Genomic DNA, 24,501 nt, shown 5'->3' with positions numbered 1-24,501 from the left:
TTTAAAATGCGTAACTGGCACTTATATTAAATGAGCGCCCTTGCCCAGCTAATTGAGTAAACCCCTTGCTGTTACCTTGCTTAAGCGCTGCAATACTTACCCCGCCTAGGGGTAATTGATAAAACGTATCAAATAAGTTTACCATCTCAATACCCAGCGTAAGCGCATCAAAAGAAGCTTTAGAGCTTATATTAACTAAGCTGTAACTAACGGTTTGGTTTTCTAAGCGGTTAACATCAAGGCGTGATTTTGTATCCACCCACTCCCACGACAGCGCATTTTCAAATACCCCTATTTGCTGGCTTAATGAGAGCGCTGTATGTAACGGCTTAATTTGATAAAGCGGCTGGTTAGTATCGCCGCGCTTACCACGAGTGCTCGTTATGTTTGCTTTTAATTGCCATTCGCCAAACTGTGTTGATTGATAAAGTGACTTACTTATATCAAGCTTTGCGCCATAAAGTGTGGCGTCAACATTAGTAAAGCTTAAAATGTTACGTGTTGTATTTGCTAATCCATAACTATTAAAACTACGTACAATATCTGCATCAATGTAGTCAGTTATATCGGTGTACCACACATTAGCACTTACCCGCCACGCATCATTTTTTGCTGTTTTTGAATACGTTGCACTGATGGTATGAGCGGTTTCGGCTTTGAGGTTTGGGTTACCAATATAACCATTAGCGTCACCGTACCAGCCAATCATAGTGCTTGCCATATTACTTACACCCCAACTGTAACGCTCATATAAATTAGGGGCTCGGCTTTTACGGGCAAGGCCTAATTGCAGCTCGTCATAAAGTGTAACTTGGTAATTAGCTAATACATTTACATCAACTAAGGTGTCGGTTTTGTCTCTATCTGCATTGTTGAAGTTATTGGCAGCTAGCGCATTATTGGCAGTTGTCATTGCGCTCATACTGCCCATATTCATCATACTCATGCCATCGTTATAGGCTTGTACTTCATCAACCTGTGTATTAACACGCTCAATCCTTATACCCGTATTTAACCAGAGCTTGTTATTGATTTGGCTTTCATATTCTGCCAATAAGGCAATACGCTCACGCTTACCGTTATTAATATTTATATAATCATTTGGCCCCATCATGGTTGAGCCTTCAATCGCCGGCCACCAATCATCAATGCGGTAATTATAATATTCTTGTCCAAGTAGTAATGAGCTATTTTGATCAAGTGTAAGGCGCCATTTAAGCTGTGTGCTTATGTCTTTTGCATCTGTTTTCATGGGCATCATGCCGGTTTTTTCTTTACTAAAAAAACCCATTTTGTGTTTAACGCTGTGCCAATTAACTTGCCCTTCTAGCTCACTGTTTTCAAAACTGCGCTTATATTGGGCAATAGCGCCATAACTGGTGTTATCAGTCATATCCATGTACTGATTAGCAAAACCCTGATACGGTATTTTTTGATGCGTAAGCTTTATCAAAAATTGCTGTATATCGTCACGTATCGCGCCAGTTAGGCTGTGGTTTTGAGCCCGATATAATGTATCAAGTACCACATTCCCCTTTCCATCTTTGTAGCTGTTGGCATCACTAAACGACCCTTGATAATTAAGGCTCACAGTATCGCTTGCTAAACGTGCTCCCAAACCTAGTTTTTGGCCGTTATCAACACTGCTGTACTTAGCCGAGACATAGCCTGAATGCCATGCTAGCTCACTACTTTCGCTATATTGTGGTGAAATTGAGTTAACGCTTATTACACCTGCAATGTTATCGCCACCAGCACTCACTGGTGAAACACCAGCAACTACTTTGTAAGCCATTACTTGATTAGCTGATACGTAAGAAAGAGGCGGGTTCATCTGATTAGCGCACGCTGCAGTAACCTCTGCGCCATCAACCAGTACTTTTACTCTATCGCCCATTAAACCATTTAAAATAGGTAAGTTAGACACCCCGCCCGCAGCCGAAAAATCAACACCTAAATTGCTAAGCATTGCCTCTGACGAACCAAGCGATAAGTGCTTGTTGTGTACCTGCCCGTGCACTTCAATAATTTCTAAAGTGTTATCATCTGCAAATACTGCAGGAGAAAAAAGGCCAGTTAATAAAAGTGCTAAAGGAGAGAATAAATAAGTGTGTTGGATATGTTGAATATGAGCCATTTATAATTTATGCCACTGTTATATATGGCATAAATTATATAATGTAGTTACAAGTTTAGAGCGCGACAAAATGTCGCACTTTGAGAACTTACTGCCACTTAACTCGCGTTAAGCTTAGACACTGTTGCAGAAACAGCATCTGCGCCGCGTTCTATTTCTTGAATTACTTCTGAGACTTTCGCTATTAACTCTCGGCCTTGCTCTGACGAATCAGAGACGGAGGTGATTTGCTTTGAAATATCGTTAGTCAGCTCTTGGTTGTTTTTAACTACGGTTGCAATTTCGTTGGTTGAACTGCTGGTGCTTGCTGCAAGCTGCCTAACTTCATCGGCTACCACGGCAAAGCCTCGCCCGTACTCGCCCGCTCGGGCGGCTTCAATGGCTGCATTTAACGCCAATAAATTAGTTTGATCGGCAATACTGCTTATGGTCGACACAATAGAGCCGATAACTGCTGACTGCTCATTCAGGTTTTTAATTAAATCAACCGATTTAAGTACTTGGCTTACAATTGCATCTGAGTTTGCAATTGCATCATGTAATATATCTGAGCCCCTTTTAGCCGTTTGCGCACTCGACACCGCCGATTCATACGCAATTTGTGCGGCCTCACTAACGGCTTCGTTGTCTTTTATGCGATCGGTAATATTAGAGGCAAACTTCACTATTTTTGTCACTTTGCCTTTATTATCTAAAATTGGGTTATAAGTTGCCTCTAGCCATATTTGCGAGCCATCAGAAGTTATTCGTTTAAACTTACCCGACTTAAACTGCCCATCGCTTAGCTCTTCCCAAAACCGAGGGTTATTTTGATAAAAAGAGTCGGTACAAAACATTTTGTGATGTTTGCCAACAATTTCTGCAAGTGAATAACCCACCGTAGATAAAAAGTTTTGATTTGCTTTAATTATGGTGCCATCGGGGTGAAATTCTATTGTAGCCAGCGCCTTATCAAGCGCTTCGGTGAGCGCTTCTTGAGATTTTCGCTGTACATAATTTTTTGTAATATCCGACGCTATTTTAATAACCTTAGTAACCACCCCGTTTACTTCAACAGGAAAATAAGTAGCCTCTAGCCATAGCTTTTCGCCATTAGCGTTAAATCGCATAAAGGTACCGCTTGTTGAGTTTGCCCCTTGCAGCGCTTGCCAAAATTGGCTGTACTCACTCGACTTAGCGTAGTCTGAATCGCAAAACATCCGGTGGTGCTTGCCTATTACCTCTTCTCTTTTGTAGCCTACGGTATCTAAAAAAAGATCATTAGCGTCTAAAATTTTTCCCTTGGGTGTAAATTCAATATACGCTACATGGTTATAAATAGCGGATAGTACTGATTTACTTTCATTGAGTTGACGTTCCAATTCTTCAACTTTGGCGTTATCTTTTCGTAGACCAAACATGTGTTAAACCTTTAGGGAATAATAATAGGATGACAATAACAAACAAATATAAAAATAATATGTAAGTTAGCAATAAATGTAACAACTTTGTAAATATAGGTGTTTTTTAGTTTTTCTGCGAGCAATTAAACACTTGCTAGTGAGCTGCTTTGTAAAAACTTTTTATAAATTAATCTAATAACTAGCACTTTTTGACAGTTAACAAAAGTAAAACAAGCCAAAAATACTATTTTTTATACATGACGCAGTACACTTTTTAACTTAAAATAGCCATCTCACTGACACACTCCACACCTAATATATGTTTACTCTCCACACAGTTAATGTGTGGCTATTCACTATTTTTAAAATCAAAGTTAAAGGATCTTCTATGAGTGCAGATGTTGCGTCGGCATCTAATCAGTTAAATAAAGCTGCTATTTTATTAGTGTTAGCACTAGGTACGTTTATTTTAGGATTATCAGAATTTTCAATGATGCCTATGCTGCCGCTGATCAGTGAAACGTTTGGCTCAACCCCTTCGCAAAGTGGCTATGCAATTAGCGCCTATGCTATTGGCGTTGTGGTAGGCGCGCCGGTATTAATGCTTACAACGGCCAATATGCGAAAACGCAAAGCTTTGCTGATTTTTTTAAGCCTAATGTGTATTTCTAATGGTTTGAGTGCATTAGCAACCTCATTAGAGCAGCTCGTTATTTTTCGCTTTTTAAGTGGCTTACCTCACGGCGCTTACTTTGGTGCCGCTATTTTGCTTGCCTCCGATATTGCCCCTTCGGGTAAACGCGCAAGCTTTATGTCAAAAGTATTTATGGGCTTAACCATTGCGACCATCGTTGGCGTGCCTATTGTTACCTTGGTGGGGCAAAATCTAAGCTGGCGTTATTGCTTAGGTGGCGCTGCGGTTTTAGCGTTTATTGCGTTTATATTTGTATACAAAGTAGTGCCAAATATTGATAACGCTAAGCCATCTAACTTACTTAACGAGTTTGGCGTACTTAAAAATAAACTGGTGTGGTCTATTTTAGGTATTGTTATTATTGGCTTTGGCGGCGTGTTTTGTATTTATACATACATTGCCGATACAATTTTAGATGTAACTAAAACAGCCCCTTACACTATTTCTATCGCTATGGTGATGTTTGGTATTGGTTGTACGTTAGGTAATTACATATTAGGTAAAGCGGCCGATAAATCTGCCATTAAAACCACAGGCCTTGCACTGGTGTGCACCATCGTATTTGCAATTGCCTACGTTAGCGCAAGTTACAATATTTGGATGCTTTATGCGGTTATATTTTTTATTGGTTGCAGTGTGGGTTTGGCAACGCTTATTCAATCTTTATTAATGGATGTAGCCCCAGAGGGCCATGCAATGATTGGTGCATTAGTACAATGCGCATTTAACACCGCAAATGCTATCGGCCCTTGGGTTGGCGGGGCTGTTATTGCACAAGGTGCAGCGCCTAACCAAACAGGTTATGTCGCAGCAGCGTTGTTTTTAGGCGGCTTAGTAATGTGGTTTTTAAGCTACTTGCAACTTAATAAACAACAACCCGCAGCACAAACGTGTTAAGCATATAAAAAGAGCGGCTAATACAATTAGCCGCTCTTTTACTTTAACAAGGGGATTTAATCACCCACCTTACTGGGCCTCTAACGACGCCATATCAATAACAAAACGATAGCGTACGTCTGATTTTTCCATTCGCTCATACGCGGTGTTTATTTGGTCAATATTAATCATTTCGCACTCTGGCAATACGTTATTTTTGCCACAAAAATCTAGCATCTGTTGGGTTTCTTCTATCCCACCAATCAGTGAGCCTGCGATGCGCCGACGACCCATTAAAAGAGGCACAGTGTTTAGCTCTTCTACGGGGCCAACTTGCCCAACAATAACTAGCGTCCCATCTATGTCTAATAAGGGTGTGTAAATAGACAAATCGTGCTTAACAGGTACGGTGTCAATAATAATATCAAAAGCCGACTGCGACGCTTTCATTGCATCTTCGTCAGTCGACACTAAATAATGCTGCGCGCCAAGTTTTACTGCGTCATCTTTTTTAGACTCACTTCGCCCAACCACTGTTACACTCGCGCCCATGGCTACGGCATTTTTAACAGCCATGTGACCTAAGCCACCAAGCCCTACAACGGCAACACGGCTGCCTTTTGTAACGCCCCACTTATGTAAAGGAGAGTAAGTAGTGATACCTGCACATAATAAAGGGGCAACGCGCGAAAGCTCTAGGTTTTCAGGGACTGATAGTACAAATTCTTCACGAACAACAATATGTTTAGAATAGCCACCTTGGGTCATCTCGCCGGTTTCTCTATCTTTACCTGCGTATGTGCCTACCATGCCTTCTTGGCAAAATTGCTCTTCGCCGTTATCACACTGTTTGCAGCTTTGACATGAATCAACCATGCAGCCTACCGCTACTGTGTCACCTTTTTCATAGTTTTTAACAGCGCTACCAATGGCTTTTACTTTACCTACAATTTCGTGCCCAGGGACTAACGGGTAACGGCTGCCACCCCAGTCATTGCGCACTGCATGTAAATCAGAGTGGCATACGCCACAATATAAAATTTCAATTTCTACATCGTTATCGCGTAAATCGCGGCGCTCAAAAGTATATTCACCTAGTTGCGCACCTTCGCTTTTTGCTGCATATCCTACTGTTTTCATAACAACTCCATAGTCTGTAAAAATTTAAGTCGTCTACCTTTTTGCTTATTTAAGTGCTTTATTTAAAAGCCAACCCCATAAGGGCTGCCTCTAAAAATAATACCGGTATGCACTTTGATGTGGTTTACACTAACGCTGGCGCTGTGAATGCACCCTGACCAAAAAAGCCCAACAAGGTTGGACTTTTTTAACTTAAATGTTGGTTACTTATCCAGTAACGTATTTATCTCATCAATGAGTGAATGTATACGTTCAGCATTTTTTCCTAAATCGCTTCGCCCCACGCGTGACTTACTGCGTATATCGACAAAGCGCTGGCTGCCTTCATCATTGATACGCACAACTACATCGTCTTTAAAACCAAACCATGTGGTGGTATCCGTTGCTTCTACAATGCCCGTAGCCGCATTAACATTAACAAGCTCAAACCCTAAATTTTTAACCGCTTGCTCGGTAGCAGCCAATAAGTCTGTTTTTGATTGTGCATAATTTAGTGTTTTTAGCTCAGGGTAAGCTTTGCGTTGCTGCGTGGCTGTTTCTTCTCCTGCGTATTCAGCTGGGTTTTTAGCATCCGCTCGCAGCGGTACAATTGCCACAAATTTTGGCGGGTTAATTAAATCGGTCGAAATATCATGGATCGCGGGTACGCTTTTAGCCTTGCTCATCATGCTCAGTGGCATTGCAATCGCGATGGCTGCAAACACCAATGCCATTAAAGTGCTGCCCATGCTAAGCGTTTTACGCATAAAAATAACCTGTATAACAAGCAGCACTAATGCAGCGCCACCCACATACACCCCAAATCTAAACCCTGCAAACGCAGTACTTAGTTCAACAACGCCATACTTATATAAAGGCCCTGGCAGTAAAACGAGTAAAAAAGCGATTAAACTTACTAAGCTCACTAAAATTTTCATTATTATGATTCCTTTATCATGTGTGATCTTTAATTTTAAGTATTTGAAACCAGTACATTATACTGCCAAGCACTGGGTTTAGATTACAATTAACAGCCAACGCCACTGTATAGTGATACTTAAGTGCTTTAAATAATAAGCTTTGTTCAAAAACCTTAAAATAAGCTAATTAAAACAACTAAATAACGCATTTTTATTATCAAGCAGCGGCGCTTTAACCTTAAACTAACGTACCTAGGCTGGCGTGTCAGTATCATTACACAAAAAAGTCTAAGGTAGCGCTGTTAAAGTTACTTAAATTAGGAAAAATATCAACCAGCTCCGAAACAGGCACGCCAAACCACTGCGCTAACGTTGCAAAGTATTGCTCGTTAGCCACTTGCGGAATTAACCGCCCGCCTCCGGTATCGTATTCGCCCTCTAATTGCTGAGTAAGTAACTGGCCATAAATAGAACGGCCTTTTACCGCGCCGCCCATTACTATTTGATTACCCGCCCAGCCATGGTCGGTGCCATCTCCGTTTGAGGTGAGTGTGCGGCCAAAGTCCGACATAGTAAACGTGGTGACTTTATCATTCATGTTTAGCTCTTTCATGGCACTGTTAAACTCGCTGAGCCCTTGAGCTAGCGTATTTAATAATGCAGGGTGCGCAGTAAGCTGATCATCGTGGGTGTCAAATCCCCCCATAGAGACAAAAAATACTTGGCGCTGTGTACTTAACGACGACTGCACACTAATAGCTTTGGCCACTGCGGCTAATTGCTCACTCAAGCTAGTATCGCTAAAGGTGGTAGTAAGCGCTGGGGCTTGTTCAAGCGCACTGTTCATCGTTTGCGTGTTGGTAATTGCGCTATTTAAGCCATTCGCATATTCACGCCCTAGTACATGGCTTGCATTGCCTAACAAGCGGTTCATTATGTTAGTAACGTGCTCAGTGCGGGGCTGATAGCCACCAAAGGCGTTAATTGTGCTTATGCCACTTTTGTTAAGCGCAAAGGCACTGGTATTTGTGCCTGTTTGCCATAAATTAGTGCCATCGAGAGAGATATTTGCCGCAAACTGATCCTCTACAGCTAATCGCTCTAGCATACGTGCGGCCCACCCACTGTTTAAAGAGGCTTTTTCTCGGCCGTACATCCATGACGCTTGCTGATCGTTATGCGAAAATAAATGCTTAGGTAAAGGCACCGCGTTATTTTTGTAATCTGTTAATGTGGTGGGAGTAAGTAAAGTGCCTACGCCAGCAACAAAGGCTAAATCATCCGACTCAAACACGCTCTGTAAAGGCGCAAGTGAGGGATGAATACCCACGCCACCTGCAAACTGCTGAGAAACACTTAACGCTAGCGGATTGTCTACTGCGAGGTTTTGCCGGCTTTGCTCGTATAAACTACGCTGCTCTCCCTCAAGGGGTAGCAACATATTAAGTGAGTCGTTTCCGCCGTATAAAAATACACACACTAGGGCTTTATAATCACCGAGTTCTATTGCATTAGTTGCCCCCGTGAGTGCTTGAAGCTGCAAACTGGTTAAAGCGGCTGCCGATACCCCGCCTTTTAAACATAATGACAAAAAGTCTCTTCTATTTAGGCTCATTATGCGCTCCTAATACTGCACGTTAAATTCAGGTGAAATAGCAATCATGTATAACAAGTAAGAAACCCTCACGCGGTACTGATCCTCGTCAAAGTAGGCATCTAAATCAAGCAAAGCTTGTGTAGTGTCAGCGCTCATATTGCCGGCAAAATACAGGGTATTATATTGCTCTATCAGTGCGCTAATGCCATTTTGCGTCAAGTAATCCATATCGCTTTGTACATAAACATAAATTCCTGCAGGGTTTAACTCGGTATGCGCTTCGGCTGTACTCCAAACCAAACTTGCAAATAAGGCATTCATTGTGCCTATTAAAGTCGCATCGTTGGCTATTTGTAATTCAGGCGCTACCAAACCTTGGGTGCGTAACGCCGCACTTTGGTAATCGGGTCTAAAAAAGTTAAATACAGAGCCCGACTGCATGGGGCCTTGCCCATAGCTATCGACTAAGTTCCACGTTTTATAATAACCTTGCTGCGACTTCGCATTAAGGTTTCGCCAAAACTGCACGGTTTTTAAAAGTGGTTCTTTAATTTTACCTTGATAGCTAAGTACACTGCCAAAATGGCGTGCTTCGTCATCTAAATAAATAGCTTTAACAACTGCGGCTAAATCGCCTCGTACACCGCTTCCATTATCGTTAAATACACGTGCAACGCGCTCTACATATTGCGCAGTAGGGTTTGAGGTAATTAACCGCTGAATAAGCTGCTTAGAAATAAACGGCGCTACGTTATCGTGATTAAATAAATTATCGAGGGCTATTTTTAGCGACTCCTCTGGCCCATAACCTGGCGGTATAACCTCATTATTTAATAGTACTTTTTCTTTGCTCGAATGGTATTCGCTGTAAGCTTGCATAGGGTTTATATAATCACGGCTTTTGCGTTTAAAGGTTTCGCTGCCGGCAAATGTCCAGCCTGTAAATACACGCGCAAACCCCTGTATTTGAGCCTGTCCGTAAGTTGCTATGCTATTACCGTCTGCATCTAGTTTAGCGGTGCCATCAAGGTTTAACTCATCTAGGCCAATGGTAAATAATTGCATAACCTCACGGGCGTAATTTTCATCTGGGCGAATATTAAGTGCTTCATCAGCTTTTTCGTTCCCTAAATGGCTTAGGTACGTGCCCATAATTGGCGAAAGCGTTACCTCTTCGAGTAACTCTCTAAAATTGCCAAACGCATGTTTGAGCAATAAATCGTAGTAAGTGATCATGCCCTCTGGTTGCGCACGTAAATCGCTATTTTCATCCGATACGACCAATATTTCACTCAGTGCAAATGCAACGCGTTGGCGTAGTTGATCGTCACTTTGTAGCACCGCTTTCCACCATGCATCTATTCGGCTTATATATTTAAAGTCTTCGTCATCTTCAAGTTTTACCAGGTAGTTGCGATGGTAGCTAACTGGCAGTGCTATTTGGTTATCGAGCCATTGTTGCTCACTTAAACCTTGAGCACTGTTTATTTCAGCAAGCGTTGGCCCCATGCTAGCTTGGTGTAATAACCTAGCGGCGCTGTGTATGTCCATGCTGTTTTTGGCTTCAAATGTAACGGTTTGCGTGTTTGTTGCCCCTTCATTATCGGTGGCTGTGACGCTAAATGAGTACGTTATAGGCTCATAACTTTGCGCAGCGGGTATAGTAAGGCGGGTACTTAACGCATCTAATGGTTCATTCAATAACGTGGTGCCCGCGGTTTGTTGCCAAACCACACTGCTTATTGTGCCGTCTTCATCGCTTGCTGTTGCAATTAGCTCAATGGTTTGGCCTTTAGTTAATTCGCTGGGTATGTCGACAACCGATAAGGTAGGAATTTTATTTGAATTGACGGTGGGCGTGTCATCGCCGCCTGAGCCACCACAGGCGCTTAGCAATAGAGCACAACTTGCTAATAAAACTGATTTGTAATGCATGTTAAATCGTCATCGTAAATTAAAGAAGGTACGCGTGTATGTACCGAGTTTGATACGATTATTGAAACACAAAATTTACAATTTAACCTTTTATTTTTTGTAACCGAGCGCTATTTAGCTGTTTTGTCGTTAATATTAACCTCAATAATGGGCTTTTTTTTATTAAAAACGTTCACCTTATTAGCGGCTTTAGCCACACGTTGCCAAGGCGTTTGTAGGTTCTCGTAAATTGGCCGCCAATACGCATCCATTACACTGTTGTGCCCCCGGTCGTTATTGCCAACGCCTACAGTAATTTTACCTACTTGATGCGCTTTTATCAGCGTGCCACAGGCTCTATCCCAAATGGCTAACGCTGAGCCTAGGTTACGGTCAAAATGTTTTGGATTATCGCTGTGATGAATTTGGTGCTGAGCTGGACTAATTAACCAATTTTCTATTTTTTTACCAAAGCTCCACCACACATGTGAGTGGCGTAAATTAGCGCCTAAAGCATTAAAGGCAAATACAAATACATTAGCCCCCAAAATATCTAACATTGATAAATTTCGGCCAAAGCAATACACACAAACGCCCACCACAAAACCTTGGGCTAACGCCATTCGACAGGCATATAAATAGCTTTCAAACGGGTGGCTGCGATAAATGGTCATTGGTGTGAGCACTAACGCGCTATGATGTACCTTATGAAAATGCCACAAAAACGGCACTTTATGCAGTGCTAAATGTAATAAAAACCGTGTTAAATCATCAAATATAAACAATAAAACGGTAAAAATAATTAACACCACAGTACTTGGCAGCTGCCATACTGCGCGCTCACCAAAAAGCCATTGCAGGGCATCACTTACACCAATAGCAACAGGCACCATAGTTAACACTATAGGCACCCACAGCGCGGCTTTAAGTAAGCGGTTTATAATTAATAATTGGTAGTCGAGCTTGGCACTTTTACTCAGCCAAATACGCTTACTAAATAAATAGCGCCCCAACCCACGCCACGTGCGCTTTTTTTGCTGCGCACGGCCCGAGAAATACAGCAACATAGCAATCACTAACGCCGCAATGCTATAGCCAATAAAAATACGTTTATTGGCATCAAACAAATAATTTGGCGTTTGAAGAAGCGTTTGCCATATAGTCTCGAGCATAACTTACCTCTTAAAATTGATATTTGTAACCCACGGCTACGCTACGCGGTTTACCCGGGCGCGCGCCATATGGGCGACGACTAACAATGTTATCTTGGTCAAACAGGTTATCTACCTTAGCGTAAATATGCCCATATTGATCAAGCTCGTAGCGCGCAGCAATATCTACCACTGTTGTTGCGGGTACATCGACACCTGCCAACGGTAATGAAAAATCATTCCCTGTGGTGTTACCAAGCTCACCTGCGGTATAAGCTACGCCAGCAGCCTCTGGCATTTCTGAGGTGTATTTTATTAATACATCAACCGACCAATCGTTATGTGCAAGGCCTAAGCTCAGCGCAGCTTGATGGTTAGGCAAGTACGGTAAATGATCGCCCGGGCGAATATGCCCCCACTGCGTAAATTCGCTAAATAGCTCTTCTTTAAACTCACTTTGCGTGTAGGTATAAGTTAAGCGTACCGGCACATCAATGTGCTTATTTAATGCGTAAGTGTGTGCAAATTGAGACTCAACGCCCCATACATCCACTTCCCCACCACTAAACTCGCGGTCAATTTCGTTTTCGATTCCACAGTTTGACTGGCCACAGCTTTCTACTAAGTTTGAATAATCATTAAAAAAGCTCACTACTTCCACTTGGCTGTTACCGTTGTTGTAACGGCCACCAAATTCATAGTTTACGCTTTTTTCAAACTCTTCATCTCCTTCACGTACAGGGCTAGATGGGCTTGAGGGCACAAACCCTTGGTGTACACCAAAAAGTAACCCTGCATTGGCCGATAATTGGTAAAAGCCACTTAAACCAGGTAACCAAATACGGCTCGATTTATCTTGCCAATCGTTTTCTTGTCCAGGGGCGTCATTTTGATACGACATATCCATTAACTCGCCGCGCACGCCTAAACCAAGAGTTAGCTTATCGAAGGTTACTTTGTCTTCAATATATAACGACCACGCATCGGTAGATTCGGTATTTTGTGTGGTAAATACACTCGCGGTGTCTGTACGGGTGTTAACCGCGTTAACCATGGCGTAGGTGTCTTCAAAGTGATCGCGCTCTATTTCATCTTGATGAAAACGCACCCCAAATGAGAGTGAATGTTCAAGCCCAAACGCAGCGACTTGCCAATCACCATCAAACTGTATGCCTTGTGAGAAAAAGGCTCTGTCGTTCGTTCCCATGGTTAAAAACACATTGCTTTCACCACTTTGAACCGAATCGGCTTGGCCACTAATAACGCTGTATTCACGCTCAAAGCGTGTTGGGTCTGCCAAAATATCCGACAAACTACCACTGCTGTTAGTAACCGCGTTGAGTTTAAGCCACGCACGTTCAAAATCGTTGCGATAGGCGCGGGTTGTAAGGGCAAAATTGTCGCTGCTAAGCTGGTGGGTAAACATCACTTGCGTATGCTTAGTGTCCATATTTGCAGGGCCGCTGGCGGCATAACGGCGATACGGTGTTTGCTGGTAATCTTCTTCGGTTAACCCAAGGTAGGTTTCGTTAGAAAGCTCATCTGAATAGGCCAGCTTTAACTCAAAGCGTTGCTTAAACTGCTCGCTATTAAGTGTGTAATCTAATTTAACTAATAAATCGTCTTTTTCAAAGCCAGTATCTTGCCCACCATCAAGCTCTTTAAAACCGTCACTTTCTAGGTGAACGCCTTCAACTAAAAAGCCAAACTGCCCTTGGCGATTACCATAATACGCGTGCGCTTTTTTATAGCCATCAGAGCCTGCTGAAATATCAAGCATACCGCTGGCGTCATCAGGCACTTGGCGCGACACTAAATTAAGCGTACCCGCCACCGTTTGCGGGCCATAATGTATGGCTGCTGGGCCTTTAAACACTTCAACTGCGGTCATGCGTGTAGTAAGCGGAAAATAATAAGCCGCCGGTGCCGAATACGGCGCAGGGCCAATTAAAACACCATCTTCTAAAATGGTTATTTTTTTACTACGCTCAGGGGTTACGCCCCTAAAACCAATGTTAGGCCTTAGCCCAAAGCCGTCTTCTTCGCGTATGTTTACCCCAGGCACCTGCGATAAAATACGATGAATATCATCAAACTCAAATTGTTCAAGTTGCGCTTCGCCAATTAAAGTTGCCGAGCCTGCTTCGGTGCGCAATTTATCGTTATGGCTAATAATTTGAATATGTTCTAATTCGTTTTTTTGCTCTGCCACTGCTTGGCAACTTACGGCCATAAGCAATGCAATTGTAAGTTTATTGTATTTCATTGTCGCCCTTAGTCGTTATCGCCTGCAGAGGTGGTAGGTAGCTCAAGTGCTAGCTCATTAATAAAGTCATTTTTTAGCTCATCGGTCAGCACTTTCACTTGCCCATGTACATCACGTACCTGTTGCTCGTTATCAATTAGCAAATCGGCCAGCGAGCTATCTATGCTATTTAAAGTGGCTTTAAGGGCTGCTATTCCTTCAACTAAACGTGTTTTAGTAGCCTGTGCTTGCTCTGCATCTAAAAAGTCATCAAAGCCAGTGCCTCCTTGCTCAGCGTCTAAGTTACCCATAATTAACGCTTCAAACGCCGCTAAGTTATTACGAATATTATCTAAAGAGCTTTTCGCATCTAGGCTTTCTACATCTTCAGGGCACGCCGATGCGCCACACGAATTTGAAAAAATACCAATCGGCTCTGCTAATTTTTTATCTTTTACTATTGTGTCGATATAAAACAGTGCATCGCTAATATGATTAAGTGCTTCATGAGTTGTGCTAAAGCGAGAGCCACTTTGGCCGGTATTTTTTAATTCGTTAGCAAAACCGCTATCCCCTTGCCAAGCTTGTAATAACTGCGCTGACGAACTTAAAACATCTTCACTTGCCACCACAGCAAACTCACAACGAGCCTGACGACGCGCTAAATCTGTACGGTTATTCCAATCTGCAAGGGCGTCATTTGCCACACTACAATGATGCGCTAATTGCTCGTTAAACAACACATGCCCAATTGCAAATAAGCCGCGGCGTGTTGCTGTTCTTTCGCTAATGGCATAGGGGCGATTTTGATCTTGGTTAATAACACCGTCTTGGTTATACACCACGTCTTGGTCTATCCCACAACGGCTAAAAGTAGGCCATGAATATATTTGGTTACGTAACTGCCCTGCGTTATCAAGAAGCGGCCCCATTTGCATCATTTCGGCTTGTTGCCAACCCGCCATAGTATCTAGCCAGGCTTGTTGTGCTTGAGCACGCAGCGCAATGGCCTCTTCTGAGCTTTCTTGTACGCTTTGTATTTCAGCTTGGCAGTAATTTTCAACGGCCTGTGTTTGTGTTTGTGCTTGTTGATTAAACAAAACAAACGTCGGTGTTATTACATTATCGACTAAGTTAGCAACGAGTTGTGCTTCATCAAACTCTGTAACCGCAGGCGTAGTAGTTTGCCCGCTATCACTGCTTTGAAAATCACTACCTGTGCTACTTGAGCTACTTTCACCACACCCACTAAGGGTTAATACAGTAGCTGCAACCACAACCCCTTTTTTTGCATAATTGATCATTATTTCAACCCTAAAAACTTTGAAAATTAAACGGCAAAAGGCCAGCCCGTGGGCTGACCTTCCTTGGTGCTAAAACGGGTGGTTATTACCAGTTTTCAACGTTTTGAGCATCAAAGCCGTAAACTTCCTGCATCAAATCACGTGCCTCTACTAACTGCGCTTTGTATGCATCTGTTAGCAGTGGCGCTTCACCGAGTAATGTATGTAGCTCGGCAAATTTACCTGCGTTATCGTCGCTGTAAAAAGGTGAAAATGGGTTAAATTGAAAGTTCAGTGCAAAGCCTTTCATTTCACTAAAGTGTTTAGCTAAATTAGCAAAATCGTCAGCACTTGCCTCTGTACCTTGTACTGTATCAATGTCGGCTAATGTGTCGTTGATGTAATGTACAACGGTGGCTGCAATTGCGTTTTCCCAATTGGCTACAGCAATATCACGTTGTGCTAATAACTGCGTTTTTTGATCATCAGTAAATGCACTTGGTGCAGCATCGTTAATAATTTTACGACCCGCAATAAACGCCGTCATTGCTGCGCTGCTAAAGTCAGTTGCTATTACCGCGCCTTTATCACGTTTAGCTGCATTGGTAGAGTTACCCCAGTTGTATTCACTCGCTAAGTCAATTTTGCCATCGCCATCAATATCAGCGCTTGCGCTACCATCAGAAATAGCCTCGTCGCTAAATTCTAAATAATGACGTGCTGCGCCAAAGTAACCAAAACCTTCATCGTATTGATGCTCTAAAGTACTGTAAGTACCATCGGCTGCTGCATCGGTGTTATCTTCATCAAGCCCTTCGTCTAGGTAATCGTCAGTGCCTTGCGAGAACATTAACGCACCTAGCGTGTGCTTTTGAATAAGCTGGTTTAAATCAAGGCCACTTGTTGTGATGTATGCCGCAGTAATGTCATTACCGTTTACATCCTCAGATTGTGTACCGCTTGCAATTGCATCTACATTAGCGGCAAGTAAATCAAAGTAATGAAAAATAAGCCCTTCTGGTGTTTTTGCTTGAGTGCCAAAGTCACTCCAGCCTTCAAATGTACCTTCTGTTAGCCAATCTTCTTCCATTTTAGACGCATCGTTACCGGCAATTTTACCTGTTAAGGTTTTGCCTGAATTCGAAATTTCTGCAAACGACTGTTGCAATGTAGTTGCGCCATCAATAAACAAAAAGCTGTTATCTTTTACGGCTTCGTAATCGCTCCAATAAGCCATTAACTGCGCTTTAACGGCATCGCCCGTTAAGCCTTCGCTTTCAATGTAATCAACACTTAATAAGCTTATGTAAGCTTTAATTTGCGCCGAAAGTGCATGACGAGCCACTTGGCCTGTGTAACTTACCGCAGAATTACTAGCATTAACTGTTGAGGCAAATTCGTAAACGTTTACGCCATCTTGCGCTTCAATATCAGTTACAGATACGCTCAGTGTTTGTGTAAAACTTAAATCGCCAGCATCGGTTGCAGTAACTGTTACATCAATTGTTTCTACTTGCTCAGCATTAAGCGCTAACGTGCTTTTAAGCGTGAGCTCATTGCTGTCATTAATTTCAAAATACTGTTCATCATCAGAAAGTGTAAATACCATGCCTGTTGCATCGTCATCGGTTGCACTTAAAGTACCGACTACTGCGCCTACTTCATCTTCTGTTACAGCCGCTGTTGATAAGCTAATAGCGGTAGGTGCCGAATTAGTCACTGTTGGAGTGGTTGGTGTTTCGGTGCTATCGCTAGAGCTTGAGCCGCCACACGCAGTTAAACCCATAGTTGCAGTAATTACTGCACTAGCAAGGAGAGATTTACGCAAATTCATGTTGAATCCTAATATTGTATGTGAATCATTCTTATTTGTAATAGCGACTATTCTAATTACAAATACCTAACAATCAACCTAAATGTTGCTTTTTTGTTTTATTTTTAAAATAGTTTTAGTTTTTAGAACAAAGGGAGATCGGCAAAAATACTATTTAACATAGCTAAACAACACGTAAATTGCTTAGCAAAACATTCGCTGTACAAAGCTAATCTACTTATTAAAGTAATTAACTATCAAAAACTTATAACAATGCTTGGTTTGTACTAGATAAGTATTTTTAGAAAGGAACACTGCGGCTTAATGCAAAGTGCGAACATTACGTAAAAATAAAATCACATTAACTTTTTAGATATAAAAGCTATTTGTAATAATTATTATTTATTTTAAAAACGCACCACTTATAGCGTTTAAGTGTGGTTTTTTGCTTCACTTACTGTTTTAGAGGCTTATATCAGCGTATTGATTAAAGGTATACTAGGGTGTGTTGACCTTGGCGGATAGAAATTTGTTCAATCTAGGGGGGATTAAATCACGGCGTGTGGTTTGTAACTTAGTAGGCTCGATAACGGCTTCTGCGTTATTTTAATGACTTACATCCATGTAAGAATAAGTAAAAACCAATTAAGAATAGTTTATCGCCCTAGAAAGAACCCAATGGGCAGCCCATGTTTGGCTTTTATACTGCGTTATCGCCTATTTATGGGGAATAACCAAGTTTCATAGGCTCTGCCTTGCCTAAAAACCAAACATACGGCCGCAAATTCAACCACAAAAATCAACACACCCAAGAGATTATGAGAGGTGGTAATGCATTAAATAGTGTAATTTTACTACTCACTTTTAGCTAAGCCATACAATAACAGAGCCTTTTTATGAAAACAGAAATTCGCTACCGCTTTGAAACCTCGCAAGTTGCTAACCGCTTTGTGCATGTACTAAAAGATTGGCCCGTAAACCAAGTTAAAACTCGCCTATTTAATGGCGGCGACAGTGTAAAAGTCACTTACGAGTATGATGAAAGCGGGTTTGATTACACCTCTGCCGAGCTAGATGATTTAGCAGAGCAGCACGGTGGTAAAGAAGTTTAAGCACTTAACAACAAAAAGCTATTACAGCCCAATTAGCCATTAGCTTTGCTTTAATGGCTAGCGCGTTTTATCACTTTACGTTTTATTCGTGATATTTACGGATCATCGCCACTTTACCGTTTTCAACTTCTATTACTTCCATCATTACTGATGTGTACTCGATTGGCTGCTTACTTTGCGGATGAATGCCCTTAGCGTGGTTTTTATAACGAATCGCAAAACCGCTATCGTTAAATATAAAAGTATTGAGTAGCTCACTTTCATAGTGGGTATGCGCGCCTAAGTAAAAGCTCATGCCTTTGCGCATTAGTTTTTTGCCATCGGCAGTGCGAGAGTCATCTACTTGATACGGTATGTGCTGGCTGCCTACATCGTCTGTTAATAAATTAAGGTAGGCTTCAAGCTCTTTTTCACTTGCGTTAGGCGCTTGCGTGGCGGTCATTGTGTTGTAGTAATGTTGTGCAAATTTATTTAAGTCCAGCGCCTTTTCAGCATTAACCGAAAAGGTACTCACTAATAGCAAAGCTAATGTAAATAGTCGTTTCATCACTTCTTCCTTGTAGTTAAAAGTATAGATTTATATATAGGTACACTATATTCATATGCTCAAAAATAAAACAAATACTTTTAAGTTAATCAACCTACATTTTGCTTTTTACTCTATTGGTTGCCACGCTGTTGGCTGGATCGTCGGGCCAAAAATTCTTGTTACTATGCAACTGTATAATGGTTTGACAGACTCTAAGTCCTTTAAATATAGACTTAGCGGTGAAAAAATAGAAATTAATATTGACGCTATAATTTTCAACTCAGATTGACAAAAGATTGATAAAAAAGATGACTCATTGACACTGTTAAGTTGAACTAAAAAAGCATACTCTATAAATTACCCGGTAATGGACTATTCTCTAGGTATTCCATTAACTCACCATTTTCAAGAATAGATCTGTATAGTACTGCATCCCATGAATTGATGGATTTTTCCTGTTCCATTTCCAGAAATAGAGCTAGAGTATCCCGAAAGTTTTTTTCTTCAGGTCGTTGTCGACAATTATGAGCTCTACGTAAGACGCTTATATACCTTGTCTTAAAGTACTCTTTGAAACGAGTAAGAAAATCAACGCCCTCCAAATGAGACTCAACTAATAAACTTAAGTCATCTGGTATTTCTTCCTTAACAGCTATATCTATTGAAGGAGTAGAAAATGGTGGCGCAAATGTTATTGAGAACAAAGGTCTATCTACGTCATCAAAATATGGATGGATGTATCTCTTTTGGCCATCTTCAGTGACATAGTCTGTGAGTTTCTCACCTTGACACCAATCACACATTGGCGTCAAATTTAATAACAAAACAGATAGCTCTGGAAATATATCTTTAGGAAGGTAATGATCAAGCGTTCTAGGTCTTCCAGGTTCTCCACAGCTAGGACAAACAACTAGTCCATTATGCTTCCTCATCATCTCTAGTTGATCAAAAGGTAACTTTTCACATTTAGGTGTGTATAGCCCTATCAAAGATTTTTTTCGCTTACGAGCCTCTTCTGCGGAATCTGTATAGTTATTCATGTCAAGAGGAATAAGCCCTAATGGGTTTCCATGATGCTCTATAAACATTTCAGCTTGGTTTATAAGATCATTCGTAATCCGATTGTAAAATACTTTATACTTTTGTCTTTCGCTTATAATCCCTCTCAAAATTTCGAGAGAGTCCTCTTCGGGAAGCCGTATTTTAGATACCATTAATTAGGCTTCCTTGAATTCAGCAATTTCATCAACATTTCCTCATTAAGCTCACCTCCGAGCCTATCGATAATGTCTTGAGGATCGCCATATATTCCTAGCTGCTCTTCTACCCACGTATCGAATGGTTTAGTAATCGAGTTATCACCAAAAACATATGATGAAATTCTCTGCATATCTCCACCAAATGTTTCAAAAGGCGGATATTCCACTTCGACGTTATCATTCTGCTTTCGGTAAACATGCACACATTTAGCAGGAACTTCCCTAGTGATAGATAAAGAGTGAGTAGCCAGAATTGCTTTTGATGTAAAGGCTTTCAGAACTTTTTTAAGCAACGCAATAAACTCAATTTCAAGTGCCGGATGTAAGAAAAGTTCAGGTTCATCAATAACAACTAAACTATCTTTCCTTATTTGCCCAACCACATTTACCACAATATAGCAGAACAGTCTTTGCCCAGAACTGATTTCAATTGCCTTATTGTCTTTGATAAAGACAGCGCCAGAATCAAACTTAATACAACTTTTTAAATCAATATTCCATTCTTCTATTTTCTGAATAACATGACCGTCGATTTTAAGATGTTTCTTGTCTTCACCAACTAAAAACTCAGAGAAATCTGGAGTTTGATTAAATAACTCAAAACTTTCAATTATTTCAAATGCGACAAAATCAAACTCAATAGCTGACATCAAAACAGATAATATAGTTTCGAACTTATGCGTCCAATTAGTTAGCGAGCCAAACTTCAAATCATCATGTATTGACGTCAATATTGACGATACAGAATCGCTTGCTGGTAGATTTCGACTAATGCCTACTCTCTGATTCCCATCTACATCCTCAATTATCTTACGAAAACCAAAGTATTTATAAGCATCTTTATCTTTCAAATTTGTTTTTGATAAATCAATCGTAAATTCCTCAAACGGGCTATAAGATATAAGAATTAATTTAGAAATATTTGGGTAGTGATCAAATGGTTCGTGCTGACTTTTAGCAAGGGAAGGCTTGCTTCCTCGTTCAACACCTAGCCAGTATTCAACTAAAGACTTTAATGTATGAGATTTTCCTATTCCATTTTCACCAATAAGAACATTAATATCGTAGGGCAGTAAGTTAGAATTAAACTTAAAACAAATTGGCTCGATTAACCCATCTCTTTTAATTGTATTAAGCGTGAAATCCTTAATGCTCGATACCTCTGCATTAAACACCTTCCATCCGTCTTCGTATGCTTTCCTTGCCCCTCCTTCTCGAAGCGGTGATATAGAAAAGTCATCGTGTTCAATTAGTTTGACAGCTTCTTGATCACCTATAATATTTTTTAAATAACCCGCATCCCTTATTGATGTAAGAGTATTCTTAGCTTCTTCAATTCCAATCTTTGCAATTAAAAAATTATAAAGATCAATATCACTGGGGACCGATACATAATTCAATTCTGGAATAGGAAAAAAACCATCCCACCCACTTTCACATAGCTCATTTAATTTTTTTGGTGAATATTTATCATCTTCAATTAACAATTTGAGTTCAAAATCGAGAAAACTCTTCCCATCAACATATAAGACAGCATTAAGGGTTGTACTTACTCCATAATCATCCCAATTATTGAACGAAAGAGAAAGCATGGTATTTTCAGATGGGAGCTTCGCAGGAGTCGCGCGCCAATTGATACCTTTCTGGTAAAACACTTTCATTTATTATCTAATCCTTTAATAAGAGCCTGAGGATATGGTACTTGAACGTATAAGACTTTAATATTTATGTGACTCGTGTAATTTTTAAGACGTCGCGCTTAAACTTAAACCTTGTTCTGGATAGTTTTAACAAAAAACTTTAAGTATTGCTAACTGTAAATTTTCTAAAGCATAATTACAAAATAGGGTTATCAAAGCACCTGTCTCACGACCTATCTTTTTTAGACTGTATTTTGTGGTAGCATGAGGAACTAATACTTTTATTTATGTCGCTCTCACAAATTTTATAAGATGAATTAAACCTTGAAATATTTTGACTTTTCAATAGTTCCCACTAAACCACTACATGAAAACGCTATTTTTTGGTGGGTTACAATTACACCATGTATTGTGTCAATCTTATTAGTAATCTTACTAATCCCAGCTCTTAATTTCGAAATTAGTGTGGAAGGATATAAATATTTTTTGACAGCCGTTACACTTCCTTTAGGTATAGCATCTATTTCAATAGTTTTGGGTGTAATGATTGGACGCTTCCACGGTTCGAAACAAAGAGCAATGTCAATATCACAGAATGAAATCAACTACCAGTTAGCTCGAAAAAGCCAAACTTTTCAACATTATTTTGAACATAGAACTCAATTTGAAAACTGGCTCAAATCCGAAAGTATAAGTTTAAAAATTGTGGGGCAGACGGATACTATCGATGTAAATGCAATGGGCTTATATGATTTGCTATTTTCAAAGAACACCGTCGAATATTTGGAATATTCAGTTGATCGCTATGAACTGTTTCATCAAATATTAACTATGATGGATTGCATTGGGTCTGAATTAATCGATAAAGCTGATAAAGGTGAATTGACTGCAGAAATGGCTTTTTTTAAGTTATTATCATTTTTAAGTGTAAAACCATTTAAAGCAGAACCTAATTACTGGGCCCCATACCATGATAAGGAAGCATTTATTGACTTGGCACAGCAGATTCCTCAAGTTATTTATAAATCAACAGAGTTTCTGCTTTTGACGGGTTTAGATAATGATGATTCGAACTTATACGAAATATTCGACATCCTTATAGACAGATTAGAAGAAAATGATTTCTTTGAAAAATTAGGGAAGCTGAGGCAAAAAAGCTCCCAAGTTAACGAAATATAATTAAATATCCCTTTAATTGTAGTAGTGTGATTACCAAGGGATTATGTCGGTCTAATTACCGAGCGACTTTGACGTAAATAGCATACCAGCCAGTTATTTAACTGGCTACAGTTTGTGCGGTTTTTTGTAACACTTGCGATCTTTCAACTCTCAGTGCGGTAGTGTTCAAGTTATTTCTAAGCCACATGCTGCGCACACCACCTGCACTAATATCAACACCAAGTGACTCAGTCAGCTTCATTGCGACTTTCTGTTGACCAAGATGTGGATGCTCAATTGAGAATTGCACAACCGCATCTTCTATCGCTTGATCTACACAATTTTTATGTCGCAGGTTTGGAGTCTCTTGACGTTTTAAAGCATCAGCCCCTCCTTGCTTAACCAGCTTTAAGTGACGGTGAATAGTATCTCGCGATACGCCACTTTGACGTGAGGCTGCACTGACACTTCCAAGCTCCTCAATTAGCGCTAATACTTCAAGCTTTTTCTGTACAGCCAAGTCTTCTGATGCAAGTTTACTTGGTTCGTTTACCTCTGATATTTTAAGCTGTCGTCCAGCGAAGTGAGCAGTAAACTCTTTCTTGCTCGTTTTTCTAATTTCTATTTTTTGATTGGCAATCGAGTATTTGAGCGGTGAATCAATCAAGTAAAATTTGTTGTCATAGCTGAAGGTATGATCATTACGTATTTTACGGTGATCTTTGATGACACAGATATCGTCTAGGTTGGTGTGTTTTGATAATGGTGTGAACTCAGAACGTTGTTTCGATTTCACTTGTATTTTAGTTTGCCAGTATTGAGGAATAAAGACATGTTTAAGGTAAGCATTAGCCCCAGCAATATCATTGATATTATTTAACCTAAGCTCCGGCACAAATCGGTCTTGGAAGGTATCAAACGCACGCTCAACACGCCCCTTACCTTGTGGTGAATTAGCAAAAATTATTTCAATACCTAATTCTTCACAGGCGCGTTGCATTTGAGAGAAGTTGCAACGCTTTGGCCCGCCGAATATACCAGCTCTGTCTACATAAAGCGTTTTAAACACACCTTGGGTTTCAATACATTCTCGCATTACCTTTAAGCAACCTACGGTCGTTTCTGAAGGAAAGAACTCGGCGTATACTTCACTAGTAGCATCGTCAATCATGATAACTAAACAGTGCTTTTTATCACCAAACCAACGATGAGGGCTACCATCCATTTGCATCATTAATCCCAGAGCTTCCATGCGTTCTCTGCGTTTGCGAACATTACTACGTCTTCGTTTAGCGCGTTTAACATGGTGGATATCATGCGCCCAACTTCGTAGGGTCTCGCGCTTAACTACGATGTTTTCATTGATTGCTAACTGCTCAGCTAAGTGAAGCAGATTCAAGTCGAAATACTTTTCTTTAATCAGAGTTTGCACGGCTTTTTTAATTGATACTGGTGTTTTATTTGGCGGGGCTTTGCCACGATTACCATGAATAGCAAATTGAATACCGACTTGCTGATATTGTTTGACGTAGCGTTCAATTGTACGTCGTGACTTGTTAAGTAACTTTGCTGCATTGCCAATTGTTATTCTGTTTTCTGCTACTTTAGCAATAATATCAACAGTGAGTTGAGCTTTTGAATCCATCACAATCATCCTCAACATGCCTTATTA

17 protein-coding genes are annotated in these 24,501 nt (G+C 40.7%); 3 read left to right on the top strand and 14 right to left on the bottom strand.

Annotated features, from left to right (window positions below):
• Nucleotide 1: 1 nt before the first annotated feature.
• Both MSC25_RS07445 and MSC25_RS20270 read right to left on the bottom strand, forming a co-directional pair.
• The gene (locus MSC25_RS07445; RefSeq protein WP_248443027.1) at nucleotides 2-2,137 is read right to left on the bottom strand and encodes a TonB-dependent receptor; all 2,136 of its coding nucleotides are present in this window, start codon (nucleotides 2,135-2,137) and stop codon (nucleotides 2-4) included.
• 98 nt (nucleotides 2,138-2,235) lie between these two features.
• On the bottom strand, nucleotides 2,236-3,537 hold the full coding sequence (locus MSC25_RS20270) for a PAS domain-containing methyl-accepting chemotaxis protein (protein WP_282448091.1): 1,302 nt from the start codon (nucleotides 3,535-3,537) through the stop codon (nucleotides 2,236-2,238).
• A 370-nt stretch (nucleotides 3,538-3,907) separates the two neighbouring features.
• On the opposite strand from MSC25_RS20270, the gene MSC25_RS07430 reads away from it, so the two are divergent.
• Nucleotides 3,908-5,110, top strand: a complete 1,203-nt coding sequence (locus tag MSC25_RS07430; RefSeq protein WP_004587418.1) for an MFS transporter — start codon at nucleotides 3,908-3,910, stop codon at nucleotides 5,108-5,110.
• A 69-nt stretch (nucleotides 5,111-5,179) separates the two neighbouring features.
• On the opposite strand, the gene MSC25_RS07425 is transcribed toward MSC25_RS07430, so the two are convergent.
• From MSC25_RS07425 to MSC25_RS07390, 8 genes are all read right to left on the bottom strand, one after another.
• Nucleotides 5,180-6,229, bottom strand: a complete 1,050-nt coding sequence (locus tag MSC25_RS07425; protein WP_004587419.1) for an NAD(P)-dependent alcohol dehydrogenase — start codon at nucleotides 6,227-6,229, stop codon at nucleotides 5,180-5,182.
• Between the two features lie 203 nt (nucleotides 6,230-6,432).
• Entirely contained in the window at nucleotides 6,433-7,146 is a 714-nt protein-coding gene (locus MSC25_RS07420) for a DUF1499 domain-containing protein (RefSeq protein ID WP_055252973.1), read from the bottom strand.
• A 256-nt stretch (nucleotides 7,147-7,402) separates the two neighbouring features.
• Entirely contained in the window at nucleotides 7,403-8,743 is a 1,341-nt protein-coding gene (locus MSC25_RS07415; RefSeq protein ID WP_248443026.1) for a DUF1501 domain-containing protein, read from the bottom strand.
• Nucleotides 8,744-8,752: 9 nt separating this feature from the next.
• Entirely contained in the window at nucleotides 8,753-10,660 is a 1,908-nt protein-coding gene (locus MSC25_RS07410) for a DUF1800 family protein (RefSeq protein ID WP_248443024.1), read from the bottom strand.
• A 110-nt stretch (nucleotides 10,661-10,770) separates the two neighbouring features.
• Complete coding sequence (locus MSC25_RS07405) at nucleotides 10,771-11,811, bottom strand: sterol desaturase family protein (RefSeq protein WP_095206724.1); 1,041 nt, start codon at nucleotides 11,809-11,811, stop codon at nucleotides 10,771-10,773.
• Nucleotides 11,812-11,821: 10 nt separating this feature from the next.
• Complete coding sequence (locus tag MSC25_RS07400; protein ID WP_248443022.1) at nucleotides 11,822-14,056, bottom strand: TonB-dependent receptor; 2,235 nt, start codon at nucleotides 14,054-14,056, stop codon at nucleotides 11,822-11,824.
• An 8-nt stretch (nucleotides 14,057-14,064) separates the two neighbouring features.
• Nucleotides 14,065-15,339, bottom strand: a complete 1,275-nt coding sequence (locus MSC25_RS07395) for an imelysin family protein (protein ID WP_248443021.1) — start codon at nucleotides 15,337-15,339, stop codon at nucleotides 14,065-14,067.
• A gap of 85 nt (nucleotides 15,340-15,424) precedes the next feature.
• A complete protein-coding gene (locus MSC25_RS07390) occupies nucleotides 15,425-17,152 on the bottom strand; it encodes a DUF4856 domain-containing protein (protein ID WP_248443019.1) in 1,728 nt (575 codons plus the stop codon).
• Between the two features lie 875 nt (nucleotides 17,153-18,027).
• Between MSC25_RS07390 and MSC25_RS07385 the strand changes: the two genes are divergently transcribed.
• Nucleotides 18,028-18,243 (top strand): hypothetical protein, encoded by a 216-nt coding sequence (locus tag MSC25_RS07385; protein ID WP_004587424.1) that lies wholly within the window; start codon nucleotides 18,028-18,030, stop codon nucleotides 18,241-18,243.
• An 82-nt stretch (nucleotides 18,244-18,325) separates the two neighbouring features.
• On the opposite strand, the gene MSC25_RS07380 is transcribed toward MSC25_RS07385, so the two are convergent.
• The 3 genes from MSC25_RS07380 to MSC25_RS07370 all read right to left on the bottom strand — a co-directional run bounded on the left by MSC25_RS07380 (nucleotide 18,326) and on the right by MSC25_RS07370 (nucleotide 21,692).
• A complete protein-coding gene (locus MSC25_RS07380; RefSeq protein WP_248443018.1) occupies nucleotides 18,326-18,790 on the bottom strand; it encodes a nuclear transport factor 2 family protein in 465 nt (154 codons plus the stop codon).
• A 332-nt stretch (nucleotides 18,791-19,122) separates the two neighbouring features.
• A complete protein-coding gene (locus MSC25_RS07375) occupies nucleotides 19,123-19,986 on the bottom strand; it encodes a hypothetical protein (protein WP_076920516.1) in 864 nt (287 codons plus the stop codon).
• On the bottom strand, nucleotides 19,986-21,692 hold the full coding sequence (locus tag MSC25_RS07370; RefSeq protein WP_076920515.1) for an AAA family ATPase: 1,707 nt from the start codon (nucleotides 21,690-21,692) through the stop codon (nucleotides 19,986-19,988). Before MSC25_RS07370 ends, MSC25_RS07375 begins: the two co-directional genes overlap by 1 nt.
• Nucleotides 21,693-21,995: 303 nt before the next feature.
• Between MSC25_RS07370 and MSC25_RS07365 the strand changes: the two genes are divergently transcribed.
• Nucleotides 21,996-22,850 (top strand): hypothetical protein, encoded by an 855-nt coding sequence (locus MSC25_RS07365; protein WP_139336348.1) that lies wholly within the window; start codon nucleotides 21,996-21,998, stop codon nucleotides 22,848-22,850.
• Between the two features lie 97 nt (nucleotides 22,851-22,947).
• Here MSC25_RS07365 and MSC25_RS07360 read toward each other — a convergent pair whose 3' ends face one another.
• A complete protein-coding gene (locus MSC25_RS07360; protein ID WP_248443016.1) occupies nucleotides 22,948-24,483 on the bottom strand; it encodes an ISNCY family transposase in 1,536 nt (511 codons plus the stop codon).
• Nucleotides 24,484-24,501 lie beyond the last annotated feature (18 nt).

The sequence above is a fragment of the Pseudoalteromonas sp. 1CM17D genome (assembly GCF_023161805.1).
GTDB classification, from domain to species: Bacteria; Pseudomonadota; Gammaproteobacteria; order Enterobacterales; family Alteromonadaceae; genus Pseudoalteromonas; species Pseudoalteromonas atlantica.
The sequence above is the reverse complement of the archived record's forward strand: the minus strand, read 5'-3'. Positions and strand labels throughout refer to the sequence as shown.